This window comes from Amycolatopsis sp. YIM 10 (assembly GCF_009429145.1).
GTDB lineage: Bacteria > Actinomycetota > Actinomycetes > Mycobacteriales > Pseudonocardiaceae > Amycolatopsis.
The window spans coordinates 5,696,834-5,711,505 of the sequence record NZ_CP045480.1 but is presented as its reverse complement, the minus strand read 5'-3'; the positions used below and the strand labels follow the sequence as shown (position 1 = coordinate 5,711,505).

Genomic DNA, 14,672 nt, shown 5'->3' with positions numbered 1-14,672 from the left:
CCTGTCTATTTCCGCCGCCCTGGTCAGAGAGGAAATCTCGTATGCGTTGGGACAGAATCCGGCTCCGTGCCGCGGCGGTCGCCGCAGCGGCCTTCCTGCTGCCGGTTTCGGTGGCCGGTGGCGCGCAGGCGGCGCCGGAACCGGCGGCGATCACCGCGCTGCCACCCGGCTCGCCCGCGGCGGTCAACGGTCAGCTGAAGGTCTGCGGCCTGCAGCTGTGCAACCAGTACGGCAAGCCGATCCAGTTGCGCGGCATGAGCACGCACGGCATCCAGTGGTACGCCCAGTGCGTGAAGACCGCCTCGCTGGACGCGCTGGCCAACGACTGGAAGGCCGACGTCCTGCGGATCTCGATGTACATCCAGGAAGGCGGCTACGAAAGCGATCCGGCGAAGTTCACCAACCTGGTGAACAACTACATCGAGGAGGCGACCAAGCGCGGCATGTACGCGCTGGTCGACTGGCACCAGCTCAGCCCCGGGGACCCGAACTACAACCTGGGCCGCGCCAAGACCTTCTTCACCGAGATCGCCAAGCGGCACAAGGACAAGACCAACATCATCTACGACATCGCGAACGAGCCGAACGGCGTCAGCTGGGCGGGCATCAAGAGCTATGCCGAGCAGATGATCCCGGTCATCCGCGCGCAGGACCCGGACGGTGTGGTGCTCGTGGGCACGCACGGCTGGGGCTCGCTGGGCATCTCCGACGGCCGCACCGAGGCCGACATCGTGAACAACCCGATCAAGGCCAGCAACTTCATGTACACGTTCCACTTCTACGCGGCCTCCCACAAGGACGAGTACTTCAACGCGCTCTCGCGGGCCGCGTCGAAGCTGCCGCTGTTCGTCACCGAGTTCGGCACCCAGACCTACACCGGTGACGGCGGGAACGACTTCAGCTACTCGCAGAAGTACCTGGACTTCCTGGCCAGCAAGAAGATCAGCTGGACGAACTGGAACTTCTCCGACGACTTCCGGTCGGGCGCGGTGTTCAAGGAAGGGACCTGCGCGGGCAACAGCTTCACCGGCACCGGTCCGCTGAAGCCGGCCGGGGTCTGGATCCGCGACCGCATCCGGTCCGCGGACAACTTCCCGACCAGCTAGCCCGCCCGTCACCCACCACCACCCTCAACGGAGCTACGCGCTAGCCCTCCTTGTCAGCCCCACTGCGACCTTCCGGGTTACGGTCTGACCGTGGCGGACAAACCGGAGATCGCAGTGGGGCTGGCCGCGCTCGGCAGGCCCGCGTACATCAACCTCGGCCGTGAGGGCGCGCTGCCGCCCGAGCGCGACGTGGCGTCCATGCGCGCGGCCACCTGGGAGGTGCTCGACGCGGCCTACGCGGCGGGCGTGCGCTGGGTGGACGTCGCGCGGTCCTACGGTCGTTCCGAGGAGTTCCTGGCCGGCTGGCTCGCCGACCGCGAGCACGCGGACGTGACGGTCTCCAGCAAATGGGGTTATGCCTACGTCGGCGGCTGGCGCCTCGACGCGGACGTGCACGAGGAAAAGGAGCATTCGCTCGCCCGCTTCGAGCAGCAGTGGGCGGAGAGCGAGGCGTTGCTGGGCGGGCGGATTTCCCTCTACCAGGTGCATTCGCTGACCATCGACAGCCCGCTGTTCACCGACGGCGCGCTGCTGGACCGGCTCGCCGCGCTCGCCGCCACCGGCGTGCGGGTCGGGTTCTCCACCTCCGGCCCGGCACAGGCGGAAACCGTGCGCCGCGCGTTCGAGCTGGAGCGGTCGGGGCAGCGGGTCTTCACCGCCGTGCAGTCCACCTGGAACCTGCTGGAATCCTCGGTCGGCGAGGTCCTCGGCGAGGCCCGTGCGGCGGGGAACCTGGTGATGCTGAAGGAAACCCTGGCCAACGGGCGGCTGGTCGCCGAGCCACCGGCGCCGGTGGCCGGGCTCGCCGCCGCGCACGGGGTCACCGCCGACGCGGTGGCGATCGCGGCCGCGCTGGCCCAGCCGTTCGCGGACGCGGTGCTCGCCGGCCCGGCCGGGACCGGGCAACTGCGGTCGAACCTCGACGCCACAACGGTTTCCCTCGACGACGCCGAACTGCGGCAACTGCTCGCACTGAGCGAACCGCCAGTGGAGTACTGGGCCCACCGCTCCCGCCTCGACTGGAATTAGTGGTCGCGATCGGAAGTTCGCCTGGACCCACCGAATACCCCAGGCGAACTTCCGATCGCGACCACTGGCTAGAGTCTCGCGGGTACTCACAGCGGACCCGAGGGGGTTGCAGGTTGCGTCAGGTGCAGGTGGCCGCGCTCGCGGCCACGGCGGTCGCGTTCGCCGGACTGGCCGGGTGTGCCGACCGGCCCAACGACCTCGACACCTACTACGACGACCCGGTTCCCTCGTCGGCGCCGGTCACGCCGCCCGCTCCGGCGGCGGCGCCCGCCGCGGCCCCGCCGCCGTCCCAGGAGCGCACCGCGACCACGCCCGCGCTGCTGACCGACGCCGACGTCGCCGCCGAAGAGGTCCGCAAGGCCACCAAACCGGCGACCCCGTCGAAGTGCCTGGCGCCGCTGGTCGAGCGGGTGCCGGAAGAACAACGCAAGCGCAGCGACTGGCAGTACCCGTCCGGTGCGTCGCTGAGCCACCAGGTGCTGGTGACCAAGGGCGCGGCCGAGGCGGTCAACCGGCTGATCTGCTCGGGCGCAACGCCGGTCCAGCTCACGCCGACCGGCGCCGAGGCGCAGCGCGCGTGGTGCGAGACCGACAAGGGCGCCGCGGTCTGCACCGTGCTGCTCGCCCGCGGTGACGTCATCTCCGCGGTGCAGGTGGCCGCCAGCACGCAGGCCCGCGCCACCGACGCGGCGAAGCGGCTGGCCCCGATCAGCGCGGCCGCGCTGGTCCGCGTCTCCTCCTGAGGCTCACGGGTCGAAGCGGCGGAACCATTCCAGGACACCGAGCTTGCCGTCCGGGATGAGCGGGCTGGCCGGATCCTCGGCCATCCGCCGCAGCTCGGCGAGTTCGATCCACTCGCCGGAGACGATCTCCTCCGGCTGGTGCGTGATCGGGCCGTCCCACCTGGCCTCGAAGGCGAAGTTGTGGCAGCGCATCGGCGGCTCGTCGTAGACGTGGACGAACAACGGCTCCAGCGGCACGTCCCGGACACCGAGTTCCTCGGCCAGTTCCCGCCGCGCGCACTCGACCGGTGTCTCACCGGCGGCGACCATGCCGCCGGCCCAGCAGTCGTAGGTGCCGGGGAAGACGTCCTTGGTGTCCGTGCGCAGGTGCAGGTAGACCTTCCCGCCGTCCGGCGAGCGCACCAGCACCACCCCGGCGGCGTGCCACAGCCCTTCGGCCCGCACCCGCGAGCGGGGTGCCTCGCCGACCGCCACGCCCGACCCGTCGTACACCGCTACCAGTTCGTCGTTCACGACACCCATCCAATCGCGGCCACCTGGGAGGTGTCACGTCCCTCCGCCCCCGTAGGGTGGACGGTATGAGGCGGATCATGGGAACCGAGGTCGAGTACGGCATCGCGGTGCCTGGCGATGCGACGGCCAACCCGGTGTTGACCTCCACCCAGGTGGTGCTGGCCTACGCGGCCGCCGCGGACATCCCGCGCGCCCGGCGGGCCCGGTGGGACTACGAGGTGGAGTCGCCGCTGCGCGACGCCAGGGGGTTCGACCTCGCCGGGCCGGGCACCCCGGGGCACGACCCCGACGTGGAGGACCTCGGCGCGGCCAACGTCATCCTGACCAACGGCGCCCGGCTCTACGTCGACCACGCGCACCCGGAGTACTCCGCGCCCGAGGTCACCAACGCGCGCGACGCGGTCATCTGGGACAAGGCGGGCGAGCGGGTGATGGAGGAGGCCGCGATGCGCGCGGCCACCGTGCCCGGCCAGCCCGCGCTGCAGCTGTACAAGAACAACGTCGACGGCAAGGGTGCCAGCTACGGCACCCACGAGAACTACCTGATGGCGCGGTCCACCCCGTTCACCTCGGTGATCTCCGGGCTGACCCCGTTCTTCGTCTCGCGCCAGGTGATGACCGGCTCCGGCCGCGTCGGCATCGGGCCGCAGGGCGAGGACGCCGGCTTCCAGCTCTCGCAGCGGTCGGACTACATCGAGGTCGAGGTCGGCCTGGAGACCACGCTCAAGCGCGGCATCATCAACACCCGCGACGAGCCGCACGCCGACGCGGACAAGTACCGCAGGCTGCACGTGATCATCGGCGACGCGAACCTGGCCGAGTACTCCACCTACCTCAAGCTCGGCACCACCGCGATCGTGCTGGACATGATCGAGTCCGGGATGCGCTTCGACCAGCTGAAACTGGACGAGCCGGTGCGCGCGGTGCACCAGATCAGCCACGACCCGACGCTCAAGACCAAGGTCGAGGTGGCCGGCGGGCGCAAGTTCACCGGCCTGGACATCCAGTTCGCCTACCACGAGCTGGCCTCGGAGTTCCTGGACCGCACCGGCGGCGACACCCAGTCCAAGGACGTGCTGCGGATCTGGGGCGAGGTGCTCGACGCGCTGGCCCGCGACCCGGCCGAGTGCGCCGACCGGCTGGACTGGCCGGCCAAGCTGCGCCTGCTGGAGGGCTACCGCGCCCGCGACCAGCTCAACTGGGGCGCGCCGCGGCTGCACCTGGTCGACCTGCAGTACTCGGACGTGCGGCTGGACAAGGGCCTGTACAACCGCCTGGTCACCCGCGGCTCGATGAAGCGGCTGGTCACCGAGGAGGAGGTGCGCGCGGCGATCACCACCCCGCCGTCCGACACGCGGGCCTACTTCCGCGGCCGCACCCTGGAGAAGTACGCGACCTCGATCGCGGCGGCGTCCTGGGATTCGGTGATCTTCGACGTCGGCCGCGAGTCGCTGGTGCGTATTCCCACGCTGGAGCCCCTGCGGGGGACGAAGGCGCACGTCGGCAAGCTGCTGGACGACTCGGCGACCGCTGAGGAACTGGTCGAGGCGCTCACCGGTTCGGACTAGAGAGCGACCCAGGAGTGATCCAGTGGTGGCACCGAATGTCGGTTCGAGCGGATAGGCTTGAGAACAACGGCCACACCGGGAGGCGAGATGGCTCAGGAAAAGATCGAGCGGCACGGCGGCGGTGACTCCGACGAAGAGGTCGAGGGCGGTGCCCCGGCCGGTCAGGAACGCCGCGAAAAGCTCGGCGAGGACGTGGACACCATCCTCGACGAGATCGACGACGTGCTGGAGGAGAACGCCGAGGACTTCGTCCGCGCCTATGTGCAGAAGGGCGGGGAGTAGTCTCCCGCGCGCACACCGGTCCCGCTGATCTTCGTTGATGGGAAAAACGAGCACGTATGGACAACACCTCGAACCACTCGGGCTTCGCGCTGCCCGCGTCGTACCTGACGACGACCACGTCGTCGTTCACCGACTTCCTGCGCGCGGAGGCCCCGGACCTGCTCCCCGGCCGCCGGGGGGCCGGTGCCCAGCCGGGCGGGCTGGACGTGCCGCACGGCACCACGATCGTCGCGGTCACCTTCGCCGGCGGCGTGCTGATCGCCGGTGACCGGCGGGCGACCACCGGCAACCTGATCGCCACGCGGGACATGGACAAGGTCTACGTCACCGACGAGTACTCCGCGGTCGGCATCGCCGGTACCGCGGGCCTGGCGCTGGAGATGGTCCGGCTGTACGCGGTGGAGCTGGCCCACTACGAGAAGCTCGAGGGCGTTTCGCTGTCGCTGGACGGCAAGACGAACAAGCTGTCGATGATGGTCAAGGCCAATCTGGACGTGGCCATGGCCGGGCTGGCGGTGCTGCCGCTGTTCGTCGGCTACGACACCGAGGCGGCCGACCCCAAGCGCGGCGGGCGGATCGTCTCCTACGACGTCACCGGCGGGCGGTACGAGGAGCACGGCGGCTACCACGCCATCGGCTCCGGCTCGCTGTTCGCGAAGTCCTCGCTGAAGAAGCTGCACGACCCGGACGCGGACCTGGAAGGGGCCGTGCGGGTGGCGGTGGAGGCGCTGTACGACGCCGCCGACGACGACACCGCGACCGGCGGGCCCGACATGGTGCGCCGGATCTTCCCGACCGCGGTGACCATCACCGCTGAGCACGGCGCGGTGCGGTTGCCGGCCGAGCAGGCCGAGGCGGTTTCCGAGGCCGTCGTCAACGACCGCGCGCAGCGCCCTGGGCGCCAGGGCTGAGTAAGACTTCCGAGTTCGAGAGAGTGGAGCCACCGCAGTGACGATGCCGCTGTACGCGTCGCCCGAGCAGTTGATGCGCGAGCGTTCCGAGCTCGCGCGCAAGGGCATTGCCAGGGGACGCAGTGTCGTGGTGCTGAAGTACGCCGGTGGCGTGCTGTTCGTGGCCGAGAACCCGTCGACGACGCTGCACAAGGTGTCGGAGATCTACGACCGCATCGGCTTCGCCGCGGTCGGCCGGTACAGCGAGTTCGAGAGCCTGCGCCGGGGCGGGATCAAGTACGTGGACCTGCAGGGGTACCAGTACGACCGGCGTGACGTGAACTCGCGGGCGCTGGCGAACGTCTACGCCCAGACCCTCGGCGCGATCTTCACCGACCAGCTCAAGCCGTACGAGGTGGAGATCTGCGTGGCCGAGGTGGGCACCACCCCGGCCGAGGACCAGCTCTACCGGCTGACCTACGACGGGTCCATCGGCGACGAGCCGCGCTTCGTGGCGATGGGCGGCCAGACCGAGCCGATCACCTCGAAGCTGAAGGAGACCTACGAGGAGGGCCTGGAGCTGTCCGCCGCGGTCGCGGTGGCGGTGGCGGCCCTGCAGACCAGTGCGCCGAACACCCCGGCCACCAACGGCGGGGCGGGCGAGGTCGGCAAGCTCGAGGTCGCGGTGCTCGAGCGCGAGCGGCCGGGCCGGGCGTTCCGCCGGATCACCGGTGCCGCGCTGGAGGCGCTGCTGCCGAAGTCGGAGAAGGCCGACGAGGCCGAGCCGGACAAGGCCGAGAAGTCCGAAAAGGACGACAAGCCGGACGAGCCGCCCGCGGGCGAAACGAAGAAGTAGACAGTCCCACCGGAACAGTCGAATGTGGCTTCCGAGGGCGGGGAACCGCCGTCGGAAGCCACATTCGCGTCCGGGGCGCGAACCTGGTGGCGCCGTGGCGTCGCATTCGACGCACGCCGCGGCGACCGCGGGCGAGAACGAGCAAGACGCGCTCCAGTGCTTCACCGGCGCCCTCGAGCACCTCAGTGCGGCCCGCGAGCATGGGCGCGAACGCAGCATGCTCTCGGCGCGCTGCACGACGAACGCGTCGACGGCGACCCGCGAACGAACCACGAGAAGGCCATCTGGCACTTCCAGCAATCGCCAGCGGTCACGACGCCCGAGACTGAACCCGCCGCGGTGACCGGGGGTCAGAGGCGGTACAGGGCCAGCGCGCTGGGCTGCGACTTGAAGTGGAAGTGCGAGCCGAGCGGGCCGACCTCGCCGTCGGTGGCCACGCGCCGGTTGCCGTTGAGCAGCTTGACCTCCAGCTCCGGCACGTCGAACTCGCGGTAGACGTGGCTGGTGCCGAGCGTGTTGGTCAGCGCGGCGGCGATGAACCGGGCGCGCGAGTAGGGCACGTCGGCCCGTAGGTACCGCACGTCGAGCAGGCCGGTGTCCAGCGCGGGCCGGTGCGCCGGGGCGAAGCCCTTCGGGATGTACGGGCTGTTGCCGACGAAGATCAGCCAGACCGAGGTCCGCTGCCCGTTCAGCTCCACCTCCAGCGGGCGGGCCTTGCGCAGGCTGCGCACCATGGCGATGGCCGCGGCGGGCCACTTCGGCAGCTTGTCCTGGAGCTTCTCCCGCATCCGGACCATCTCGGGATAACCGCCGATGCTGGCCGTGTTGACGAACCAGCGGCGGTCGCTGCCGGTGGCCCCGTCCACGGTGACCTCACCGAGGTCCATGCCGACCGCGGCGCCCGCCTCGGTGGCCGCGTCCGCGTCGGGCATGGACCGCACGCCGACGTCGCGGGCGAAGTGGTTGAGCGTGCCCGCCGGGATGAGCGCCAGCGGCAGCTTGTGCTCGGCGGCCACCGAGGCGACCGCGGCCACGGTGCCGTCGCCGCCCGCCACGCCGAGCGCGCGCACGGTGCCGCGGCGCGCGATCTCGGTGGTGAGCTGCTCGCGGATGTCGCGGTCGGTGTCGGGATAGATGATGGTGGCCTTGGGCCAGGCGAACCGGACGTCCTCGGTGGGGTCCTGCCCGTCGATTCCGGAGCGCGGGTTGACCAGCGCGAGCATGTCCTCGCCGTCCACCATCACCGGGGCTTCGGCCGGGTGCGCGGTGTCGCCGGGCACGGTCGGGTGGACCGGCCACCAGTGCCGGGTGGCGAAGGCCGCGCCGATGCCGATCAGCGCGCCCGCGCCGACGTCACTGGGCCAGTGCACGCCGGTGTGCACCCGCGAATAGGCCACCGCGGCCGCCACCGGCGCGATGGCCAGGCCGAGCGCGGGTGACTCCATCGCCACGGCGGCGGTGAACGCGGCCGCCGACGCCGAGTGCCCGGACGGGAACGAGGACGAGGTGGGCCGCTTGACCAGGCGCCGGTGCTCGGGCACCTCCTCGGCGGCCGGGCGCCGCCGGGGGAACAGCGGCTTGCCCAGCAGGTTGGCGGTCAGGCTGGCCCCGCCGATGGCGACCACGCCACGCATCGCGGCCCGCCTGCCGGTGCCCTTGCGGGCGGCGAGCATGGCCGCGACCACCCACCACAACCTGCCCTTGTTGGCGGACCGCGTCAGCGCCATCAGTGCGCGATCGGCGGAGGACCTGGGGAGCGCGGCGCTGCGGCGGACGAGGGCGCGATCGGTCTCGCCGACCTGGCGCAGCGGGCGCTTGATGTGCCTGAACACGTGGTGCAACGTAACCGACGCAACGCCGACGCCCGAACGGCGCACCGACTTGGGGGCACTTGCGCATACTCTGGGGGCATGCAGCGGCGGATCTTTGGGATCGAGACAGAGTTCGGGGTGACCTGCACCTTCCACGGACAGCGCAGGTTGTCGCCGGACGAAGTGGCCAGGTACCTGTTCCGGCGGGTGGTTTCATGGGGACGTTCGTCCAACGTCTTCCTGTCGAACGGCTCGCGGCTCTACCTGGACGTCGGATCCCACCCGGAGTACGCGACGGCCGAATGCGACGACCTCACGCAGCTGGTCACGCACGACAAGGCGGGGGAGCGGATCCTCGAGGACCTGCTCGTCGACGCCGAGCGCAGGCTGGGTGACGAGGGCATCGGCGGCGACATCTTCCTGTTCAAGAACAACACCGACTCGGCGGGCAACTCCTACGGCTGCCACGAGAACTACCTGGTCACGCGGGCCGGTGAGTTCTCGAGGATCGCCGACGTGCTGCTGCCGTTCCTGGTCACCCGGCAGCTGATCTGCGGGGCGGGCAAGGTGCTGCAGACCCCGCGCGGCGCGGTGTACTGCCTGTCCCAGCGTGCCGAGCACATCTGGGAGGGTGTGTCGAGCGCCACAACGCGCTCCCGGCCGATCATCAACACCCGCGACGAGCCGCACGCGGACGCCGAGCGCTACCGCAGGCTGCACGTCATCGTCGGCGACTCCAACATGGCCGAGCCGACCACCCTGCTCAAGGTGGGCGCGGCGAACCTGGTGCTGGAGATGATCGAGCAGGGGGTGCAGTTCCGCGACTTCACCCTGGACAACCCGATCCGCGCGATCCGCGAGATCAGCCACGACCTGACCGGGCGCCGCCAGGTGCGCCTGGCGGGCGGCCGCGAGGCGTCCGCGCTGGAGATCCAGCGCGAGTACTACGCGCGGGCGGCCCAGCACGTGAAGACCAACGGCTCCGGGGCCACCGCCGAGCGCGTGGTGGAGCTGTGGGGCCGGGCGCTGGACGCGGTCGAGACGCAGGACTTCTCGAAGATCGACACCGAGATCGACTGGGCGATCAAGCACCGGCTGGTGGAGCGGTACCGGGCCAAGCACGACCTGGACCTGTCCAGCCCGCGGATCGCCCAGCTGGACCTGGCCTACCACGACATCCGGCGCGGCCGTGGCATCTTCGACCTGCTGCAGCGCAAGGGCCTGGTGCGCCGGGTGACCGACGACGGCGAGATCGAGCTGGCCAAGGACACCCCGCCGCAGACCACCAGGGCGAAGCTGCGCGGTGACTTCATCGCCGCCGCGCAGGCCGCCCAGCGCGACTTCACCGTGGACTGGGTGCACCTGAAGCTGAACGACCAGGCGCAGCGGACCGTGCTGTGCAAGGACCCGTTCCGCGCGGTCGACGAGCGGGTGGAACGCCTGATCAGCAGTCTGTGACAGGACGATCTGCGACAGCACGATGAGCGGGGCCGGGCTCGCCGGGCAAGCGAGCGCGGCCCCGCTCATCGGTTACGGCGGCGACCGGGTGGGGGCGCGGGATGAGCGAACCCGGCCGCGCCGGTCAGGCGCCGCGGCGGAACGCGGGGATGACCACGGCGCCGACGACGATGTGCAGCAGGGCGAGCGTGACGCGCGCGTCGACCGGCCCGGCCGCGAGCAGCGGGCTGGCCAGCGAAAGCACCATCACCCCGGCCGCGATGAACGTCCACACGCGGCCCTTGCCGCGTCGTTCGAGCAGGGCGAGCAGGCCCCAGCCGACCAGTGACACCGCGACCGTGGCGATCAGGATGGTCACCAGGTCAACGGTCTGCGGCGCGGCGGCGCCGATGCTGGTCACGGTCAGGTCGATCCCGAGCACCGGTACCGCGAGCGTCCAGATGAGCGACACCGCGATGGCGGCGGCGGCGATCCCGCCGGCGCGGGTGAGGGCCTTCGACCCGGTCGGGGTCTGCTGGGCGGCGGAAGTGGTCATAACGGCCTCCTGATGGACTGGCCGGCGCGGCAGGTAACGCCGTTTCACGGGTTCATTCGCACCATATGGCCGTCGCGGCTCCCGCACTTCCACTGTTTGGTTGATGCCGTCCGCTTTGCGCGGGCCGCGGTGATCTGGTAACCAACTGACGCCGATCCGATGGGGGTAACGCATGCGCAGGACCCGCCTGGCCGTGCTCGCCGCACTGCTCCTGTCCACCGTGAGCGCACCGGCCGCGGTCGCCGACCGCCCGCCGGGCTGGCAGCTGACCCCGACCGGCGTGACCGCCCAGCTGCGCGGCCTCGCCGCGGTCAGCGCGAAGGTGGCCTGGGCCAGCGGCAGCAAGGGCACGGTGCTGCGCACCACCGACGGCGGCGGTTCCTGGCAGCAGGTCGCGCCGCCGGACGCCACGGCACTGGACTTCCGCGACATCGAGGCCTTCGACGAGCGGCGCGCGGTGGTGATGTCGGCGGGCACCGGCGCGGCGGCGAAGATCTACCGCACCGACGACGGTGGCGCGAGCTGGCGACTGTCCTTCGAGAACCCCGACGAGCGCGCGTTCTACGACTGCATCTCGTTCTTCGACCACCGGCGCGGGCTGGCGATGAGCGATCCGGTGGACGGCCGCTTCCGCATTCTGTCCACTGAGGACGGTGGGCGGAACTGGGCCGAGGTGCCGCCGGGCGGCCTGCCGCCCGCGTTGCCGTCCGAAGCCGGGTTCGCCGCGAGCGGGCAGTGCCTGACCACCGAAGGCCCGGCCGACGCCTGGTTCGGCACCGGCGGGGACGCCTCGGCGCGGGTGTTCCACTCGCGCGACGGCGGTCGCACGTGGACGGTCAGCGAGACGCCGCTGCTGAGCAGTCCGTCGGCCGGGGTGTTCGCGCTCGGTTTCCGCGACCGGTTGCGCGGGGTCGCGATCGGCGGGGACTACGCCAGGCCGGCCGAGCCGGTGCCCGCGCTCGCGCTGACCCGCGACGGCGGCCGCAGCTGGGAGAAACCGGCCGCGCCGCCGGTGGGTTACCGCTCGGGCGTGGCCTGGCGGCACCACACCCTGCTGGCCGTCGGCCCGACCGGCAGCGACTTCAGCACCGACGGCGGCAGGCACTGGACCTCCTTCGACACCGGCAGCTTCGACACCGTCGACTGCACCGCGCGCGGTGCCTGCTGGGCCTCGGGCGCGGGCGGCCGCGCCGCCAAGCTCGGCTGAGCCCCGCCAGTGCGAAGACCCGGCGGCACGGCGCGCGGAGGCGCGAGGGGCGGACCTCACCAACGGGCGGCGGGCGGCGGGCTACTGTGTTCTGGTGTCCACCGCCCGCGCCGAGCGCCTGGTGAATCTGGTGCTCGCCCTGCTCTCCACCCGGCAGTACCTGACCGCCGAGCGGATTCGCGGCATCGTGCCCGGTTACGCCGATGCCGCGACCGAAGACGCCTTCTTCCGGATGTTCGAGCGGGACAAGACCGAGCTGCGCGAGCTGGGCATCCCGCTGGAAACCGGCCGCAACTCCGGGTTCGACCCGGTCGAGGGCTACCGGATCGCGCGCCGCGACTACGAACTCGGCGAGATCGACCTGGCCCCGGACGAGGCCGCCGCGGTGGCGCTCGCGGTGCGCCTGTGGGACTCGCCGGAGCTGACCGGGCAGGCGCAGGCCGCGCTGGTGAAGCTGCGTGCCGCCGGGGTCGAGGTGGACCAGCAGGCGCAGCCGGTGGTCGAGCCGCGGGTGCGCACCGAGCCCGCGTTCTCGCCGCTGCTGGCCGCGGTGCGGGCCGGGCGGCCGGTGAAGTTCGAGTACCGCCGCAGCGACTCCCCGGAGCGGCTGCTGCGCACGGTCGAACCGTGGGGCGTGATCTCCTGGAAGGCGCGCTGGTACGTGGTCGGGTACGACCGGGACCGCCGCGCCACCCGCTGCTTCCGGCTGTCCAGGATCCTCGGCGAGGTGCGGGCCTTCGGCCGGGCCGGTGAGGTCCGGCGCCCGGAGAACGTGAACCTGCTGGAGTACGTGGCCGGCACGGTCAATCCCGAGTCGAGCCCGACCACCCCGGCGCTGCTGTGGGTGGCCGACCGGCGGGCGGCCGGGGTGCGGCGGCGGGCGAAGCCGGTGGACCGGATGACCGTGGACGGCATCGACGGCGACGTGATGGAGATCGAGCTGTACTACCCGGAAAGCGCCGCCGACTGGATCGCCGGGCACGCGCCGGACGTGCTGGTGCTCGAACCGGACGTGCTGGCCAAGGCGGTCCGCGGCCGGCTGGAGGCGATCGCGCACGGGATCGGGGTCGGCCGGTGAGCCGGGGGTCCACCGAGCGCATGCCGCGCCTGCTGGCGCTGGTGCCGTACCTGCTGGCCCGGCCGGGCATCGAGATCGCCGAGGCCGCGCGCGACTTCGGGGTCAGCCCGCGTCAGCTGCGCAAGGACCTCGAACTGCTGTGGATGTGCGGGCTGCCGGGATACGGGCCCGGCGACCTGATCGACCTGTCCTTCGAGGGCGAGACGGTCACCGTCACCTTCGACGCCGGCATGCGCCGCCCGCTGCGGCTGACCGGCTCGGAGGCCACCTCGATGCTGGTCGCCCTGCGCGCGCTGGCGGAGACCCCGGGGGTGGCCGACAGCGCCGACCGCGACGCCGTGCACCGGGCGATCGCCAAGATCGAGGCCGCGTCGGGGGAGGCCCGGCCGTCCGGCGTGGTGGTCGGCAACGGGGTGCGCGAGGCCGAGAACACCGCCCGCGCCCGCCGCACGGTCAGCGAGGCGCTCAAGGCCCGCAAAGCGCTGCGGCTGCGCTATTACACCGCGTCGAAGGACGAGATCACCGAGCGCACGGTCGACCCGATGCGCCTGCTGATCGTGCAGACCTTCGGTTATCTGGAGGCCTGGTGCCGCCGCGCCGAGGGCGTGCGGTTGTTCCGGCTGGACCGGATCGACGGCGCCGAGGTGCTCGACGAGCCCGCCGCGCCGCCGCCGGAGGCCCGGCCCACCGACCTCTCACACGGCGTGTTCGCCGAACGGCCCGGTCAGGGCGAGGCCGACCTGGTGCTCGAGCGCGATCTGCGCTGGGTGGCCGAGTACTACCCGTGCGAGGAGCTGGCCGAGCTGGACGGCGGCAGGCTGCGCGTCCGGATGCGTTACGGCGACGAGTCCTGGATGGTGCGCCTGGTGCTCGGCCTCGGCGGCGGGGCGCGGGTGGAACGGCCGGAGGAGCTCGCGTCAGCCGTTCGCCGCCGGGCGGCCGAAGGACTGGCCAGGGCGCGTCACCTGCCGGTCACCTGATTCCAGTACGGTTGTCCTCGTGTCCTACATGCTGAGCATCGTGCTCGTGGTGATCGGGCTCGTCCTGCTCGCGGCCGTGGCGATTCGCCTGCGTCGAGGCTTGCGCACGCTCCGTCGCACCACCAGCATGGTGACTACGGCTGCCGGTGACCGTGCCGGGCTGCTGCGGGCGCGCTCGGCCGCGCTCGGAGTCGCCTTCGCACAAAGGCGAGGCCCGCGTAAGATCCACACGATAGAGCGATAGGGAGGCCAGAGATGAACGCTCTGCAGCCGTGGCACCTGATCATCCTGGTTCTGGTAGTCGTCCTGCTGTTCGGTGCCAAGCGCCTGCCGGACGCGGCGCGGTCGATCGGCAAGTCGATGAAGATCTTCAAGGCCGAGACCAAGGACCTCAAGGACAAGGACGCGCCGGAGGCGCAGGCCGAGACCGCCACCACGGACACCGAGGCCAAGGCGCTGCCGCAGACCCCGGCGGGCACCGACAAGCAGGTCGCCGACCTGCAGCGGCAGCTCGACGAGCTGAAGAAGCAGCAGCCGGCCACCACGCCTTCGGACAACACGCCGAAGAGCGCGGGCTGATCCCGTAGGCGTGGCACCGGCGGAGGCCGCCGCTCGC

16 protein-coding genes are annotated in these 14,672 nt (G+C 71.3%); 13 read left to right on the top strand and 3 right to left on the bottom strand.

Features of this window, described 5'->3' with window-relative positions; all coding sequences use genetic code 11:
* The first annotated feature begins 41 nt into the window (after nt 1–41).
* The 3 genes from YIM_RS27125 to YIM_RS27115 all read left to right on the top strand — a co-directional run bounded on the left by YIM_RS27125 (nt 42) and on the right by YIM_RS27115 (nt 2,878).
* Nucleotides 42–1,106, top strand: coding sequence for a glycoside hydrolase family 5 protein (locus YIM_RS27125; protein WP_153033019.1), 1,065 nt, complete (start codon nt 42–44; stop codon nt 1,104–1,106).
* A gap of 84 nt (nt 1,107–1,190) precedes the next feature.
* Entirely contained in the window at nt 1,191–2,135 is a 945-nt protein-coding gene (locus YIM_RS27120; protein ID WP_370469031.1) for an aldo/keto reductase, read from the top strand.
* 122 nt (nt 2,136–2,257) lie between these two features.
* Complete coding sequence (locus YIM_RS27115) at nt 2,258–2,878, top strand: hypothetical protein (protein ID WP_370469030.1); 621 nt, start codon at nt 2,258–2,260, stop codon at nt 2,876–2,878.
* A 3-nt stretch (nt 2,879–2,881) separates the two neighbouring features.
* Here the strand turns inward: YIM_RS27115 and YIM_RS27110 are convergent, their stop codons facing one another.
* Nucleotides 2,882–3,400 (bottom strand): NUDIX domain-containing protein, encoded by a 519-nt coding sequence (locus YIM_RS27110; protein WP_153033018.1) that lies wholly within the window; start codon nt 3,398–3,400, stop codon nt 2,882–2,884.
* 56 nt (nt 3,401–3,456) lie between these two features.
* On the opposite strand from YIM_RS27110, the gene dop reads away from it, so the two are divergent.
* The 4 genes from dop (at nt 3,457) to prcA (ending at nt 6,987) form a co-directional block, all read left to right on the top strand.
* Entirely contained in the window at nt 3,457–4,959 is a 1,503-nt protein-coding gene (gene dop, locus YIM_RS27105; protein ID WP_153033017.1) for a depupylase/deamidase Dop, read from the top strand.
* 87 nt (nt 4,960–5,046) lie between these two features.
* The gene (locus YIM_RS27100) at nt 5,047–5,241 is read left to right on the top strand and encodes a ubiquitin-like protein Pup (protein ID WP_113692219.1); all 195 of its coding nucleotides are present in this window, start codon (nt 5,047–5,049) and stop codon (nt 5,239–5,241) included.
* 56 nt (nt 5,242–5,297) lie between these two features.
* A complete protein-coding gene (gene prcB, locus YIM_RS27095) occupies nt 5,298–6,152 on the top strand; it encodes a proteasome subunit beta (RefSeq protein ID WP_153033016.1) in 855 nt (284 codons plus the stop codon).
* A 37-nt stretch (nt 6,153–6,189) separates the two neighbouring features.
* Nucleotides 6,190–6,987: a proteasome subunit alpha gene (prcA, locus tag YIM_RS27090; protein WP_153033015.1), complete on the top strand. Its 798-nt coding sequence runs from the start codon at nt 6,190–6,192 to the stop codon at nt 6,985–6,987.
* A gap of 350 nt (nt 6,988–7,337) precedes the next feature.
* Here the strand turns inward: prcA and YIM_RS27085 are convergent, their stop codons facing one another.
* Nucleotides 7,338–8,714 (bottom strand): bifunctional phosphatase PAP2/diacylglycerol kinase family protein, encoded by a 1,377-nt coding sequence (locus YIM_RS27085; RefSeq protein WP_153037280.1) that lies wholly within the window; start codon nt 8,712–8,714, stop codon nt 7,338–7,340.
* A gap of 183 nt (nt 8,715–8,897) precedes the next feature.
* On the opposite strand from YIM_RS27085, the gene pafA reads away from it, so the two are divergent.
* Nucleotides 8,898–10,256 carry a Pup--protein ligase gene (pafA, locus tag YIM_RS27080; protein WP_153033014.1) on the top strand — a complete coding sequence of 453 codons (1,359 nt, stop codon included), beginning with the start codon at nt 8,898–8,900 and terminating at the stop codon, nt 10,254–10,256.
* Nucleotides 10,257–10,380: 124 nt separating this feature from the next.
* On the opposite strand, the gene YIM_RS27075 is transcribed toward pafA, so the two are convergent.
* The gene (locus YIM_RS27075; RefSeq protein WP_153033013.1) at nt 10,381–10,791 is read right to left on the bottom strand and encodes a DUF6069 family protein; all 411 of its coding nucleotides are present in this window, start codon (nt 10,789–10,791) and stop codon (nt 10,381–10,383) included.
* A gap of 172 nt (nt 10,792–10,963) precedes the next feature.
* Between YIM_RS27075 and YIM_RS27070 the strand changes: the two genes are divergently transcribed.
* From YIM_RS27070 to tatA, 5 genes are all read left to right on the top strand, one after another.
* On the top strand, nt 10,964–11,998 hold the full coding sequence (locus YIM_RS27070; protein ID WP_153033012.1) for an oxidoreductase: 1,035 nt from the start codon (nt 10,964–10,966) through the stop codon (nt 11,996–11,998).
* Between the two features lie 94 nt (nt 11,999–12,092).
* Nucleotides 12,093–13,076 carry a YafY family protein gene (locus tag YIM_RS27065; RefSeq protein ID WP_153033011.1) on the top strand — a complete coding sequence of 328 codons (984 nt, stop codon included), beginning with the start codon at nt 12,093–12,095 and terminating at the stop codon, nt 13,074–13,076.
* A 20-nt stretch (nt 13,077–13,096) separates the two neighbouring features.
* Nucleotides 13,097–14,056, top strand: coding sequence for a YafY family protein (locus YIM_RS27060; protein WP_153037279.1), 960 nt, complete (start codon nt 13,097–13,099; stop codon nt 14,054–14,056).
* 28 nt (nt 14,057–14,084) lie between these two features.
* The gene (locus tag YIM_RS27055) at nt 14,085–14,300 is read left to right on the top strand and encodes a bacteriophage holin (protein WP_242583425.1); all 216 of its coding nucleotides are present in this window, start codon (nt 14,085–14,087) and stop codon (nt 14,298–14,300) included.
* An 11-nt stretch (nt 14,301–14,311) separates the two neighbouring features.
* Complete coding sequence (gene tatA / locus YIM_RS27050; protein ID WP_153033009.1) at nt 14,312–14,635, top strand: Sec-independent protein translocase subunit TatA; 324 nt, start codon at nt 14,312–14,314, stop codon at nt 14,633–14,635.
* Nucleotides 14,636–14,672 lie beyond the last annotated feature (37 nt).

Excerpts from the sequence above, each read along its gene's own strand:
- pafA (WP_153033014.1), top strand. The coding sequence starts at position 8,898 with ATGCAGCGGCGGATCTTTGGGATCGAGACAGAGTTCGGGGTGACCTGC.
- dop (WP_153033017.1), top strand. The coding sequence starts at position 3,457 with ATGAGGCGGATCATGGGAACCGAGGTCGAGTACGGCATCGCGGTGCCT.
- prcB (WP_153033016.1), top strand. The coding sequence starts at position 5,298 with ATGGACAACACCTCGAACCACTCGGGCTTCGCGCTGCCCGCGTCGTAC.
- YIM_RS27100 (WP_113692219.1), top strand. The coding sequence starts at position 5,047 with ATGGCTCAGGAAAAGATCGAGCGGCACGGCGGCGGTGACTCCGACGAA.
- YIM_RS27125 (WP_153033019.1), top strand. The coding sequence starts at position 42 with ATGCGTTGGGACAGAATCCGGCTCCGTGCCGCGGCGGTCGCCGCAGCG.
- YIM_RS27070 (WP_153033012.1), top strand. The coding sequence starts at position 10,964 with ATGCGCAGGACCCGCCTGGCCGTGCTCGCCGCACTGCTCCTGTCCACC.
- YIM_RS27055 (WP_242583425.1), top strand. The coding sequence starts at position 14,085 with ATGCTGAGCATCGTGCTCGTGGTGATCGGGCTCGTCCTGCTCGCGGCC.
- YIM_RS27085 (WP_153037280.1), bottom strand. The coding sequence starts at position 8,714 with ATGGCGCTGACGCGGTCCGCCAACAAGGGCAGGTTGTGGTGGGTGGTC.
- YIM_RS27060 (WP_153037279.1), top strand. The coding sequence starts at position 13,097 with ATGCCGCGCCTGCTGGCGCTGGTGCCGTACCTGCTGGCCCGGCCGGGC.
- YIM_RS27075 (WP_153033013.1), bottom strand. The coding sequence starts at position 10,791 with ATGACCACTTCCGCCGCCCAGCAGACCCCGACCGGGTCGAAGGCCCTC.
- tatA (WP_153033009.1), top strand. The coding sequence starts at position 14,312 with ATGAACGCTCTGCAGCCGTGGCACCTGATCATCCTGGTTCTGGTAGTC.
- YIM_RS27110 (WP_153033018.1), bottom strand. The coding sequence starts at position 3,400 with ATGGGTGTCGTGAACGACGAACTGGTAGCGGTGTACGACGGGTCGGGC.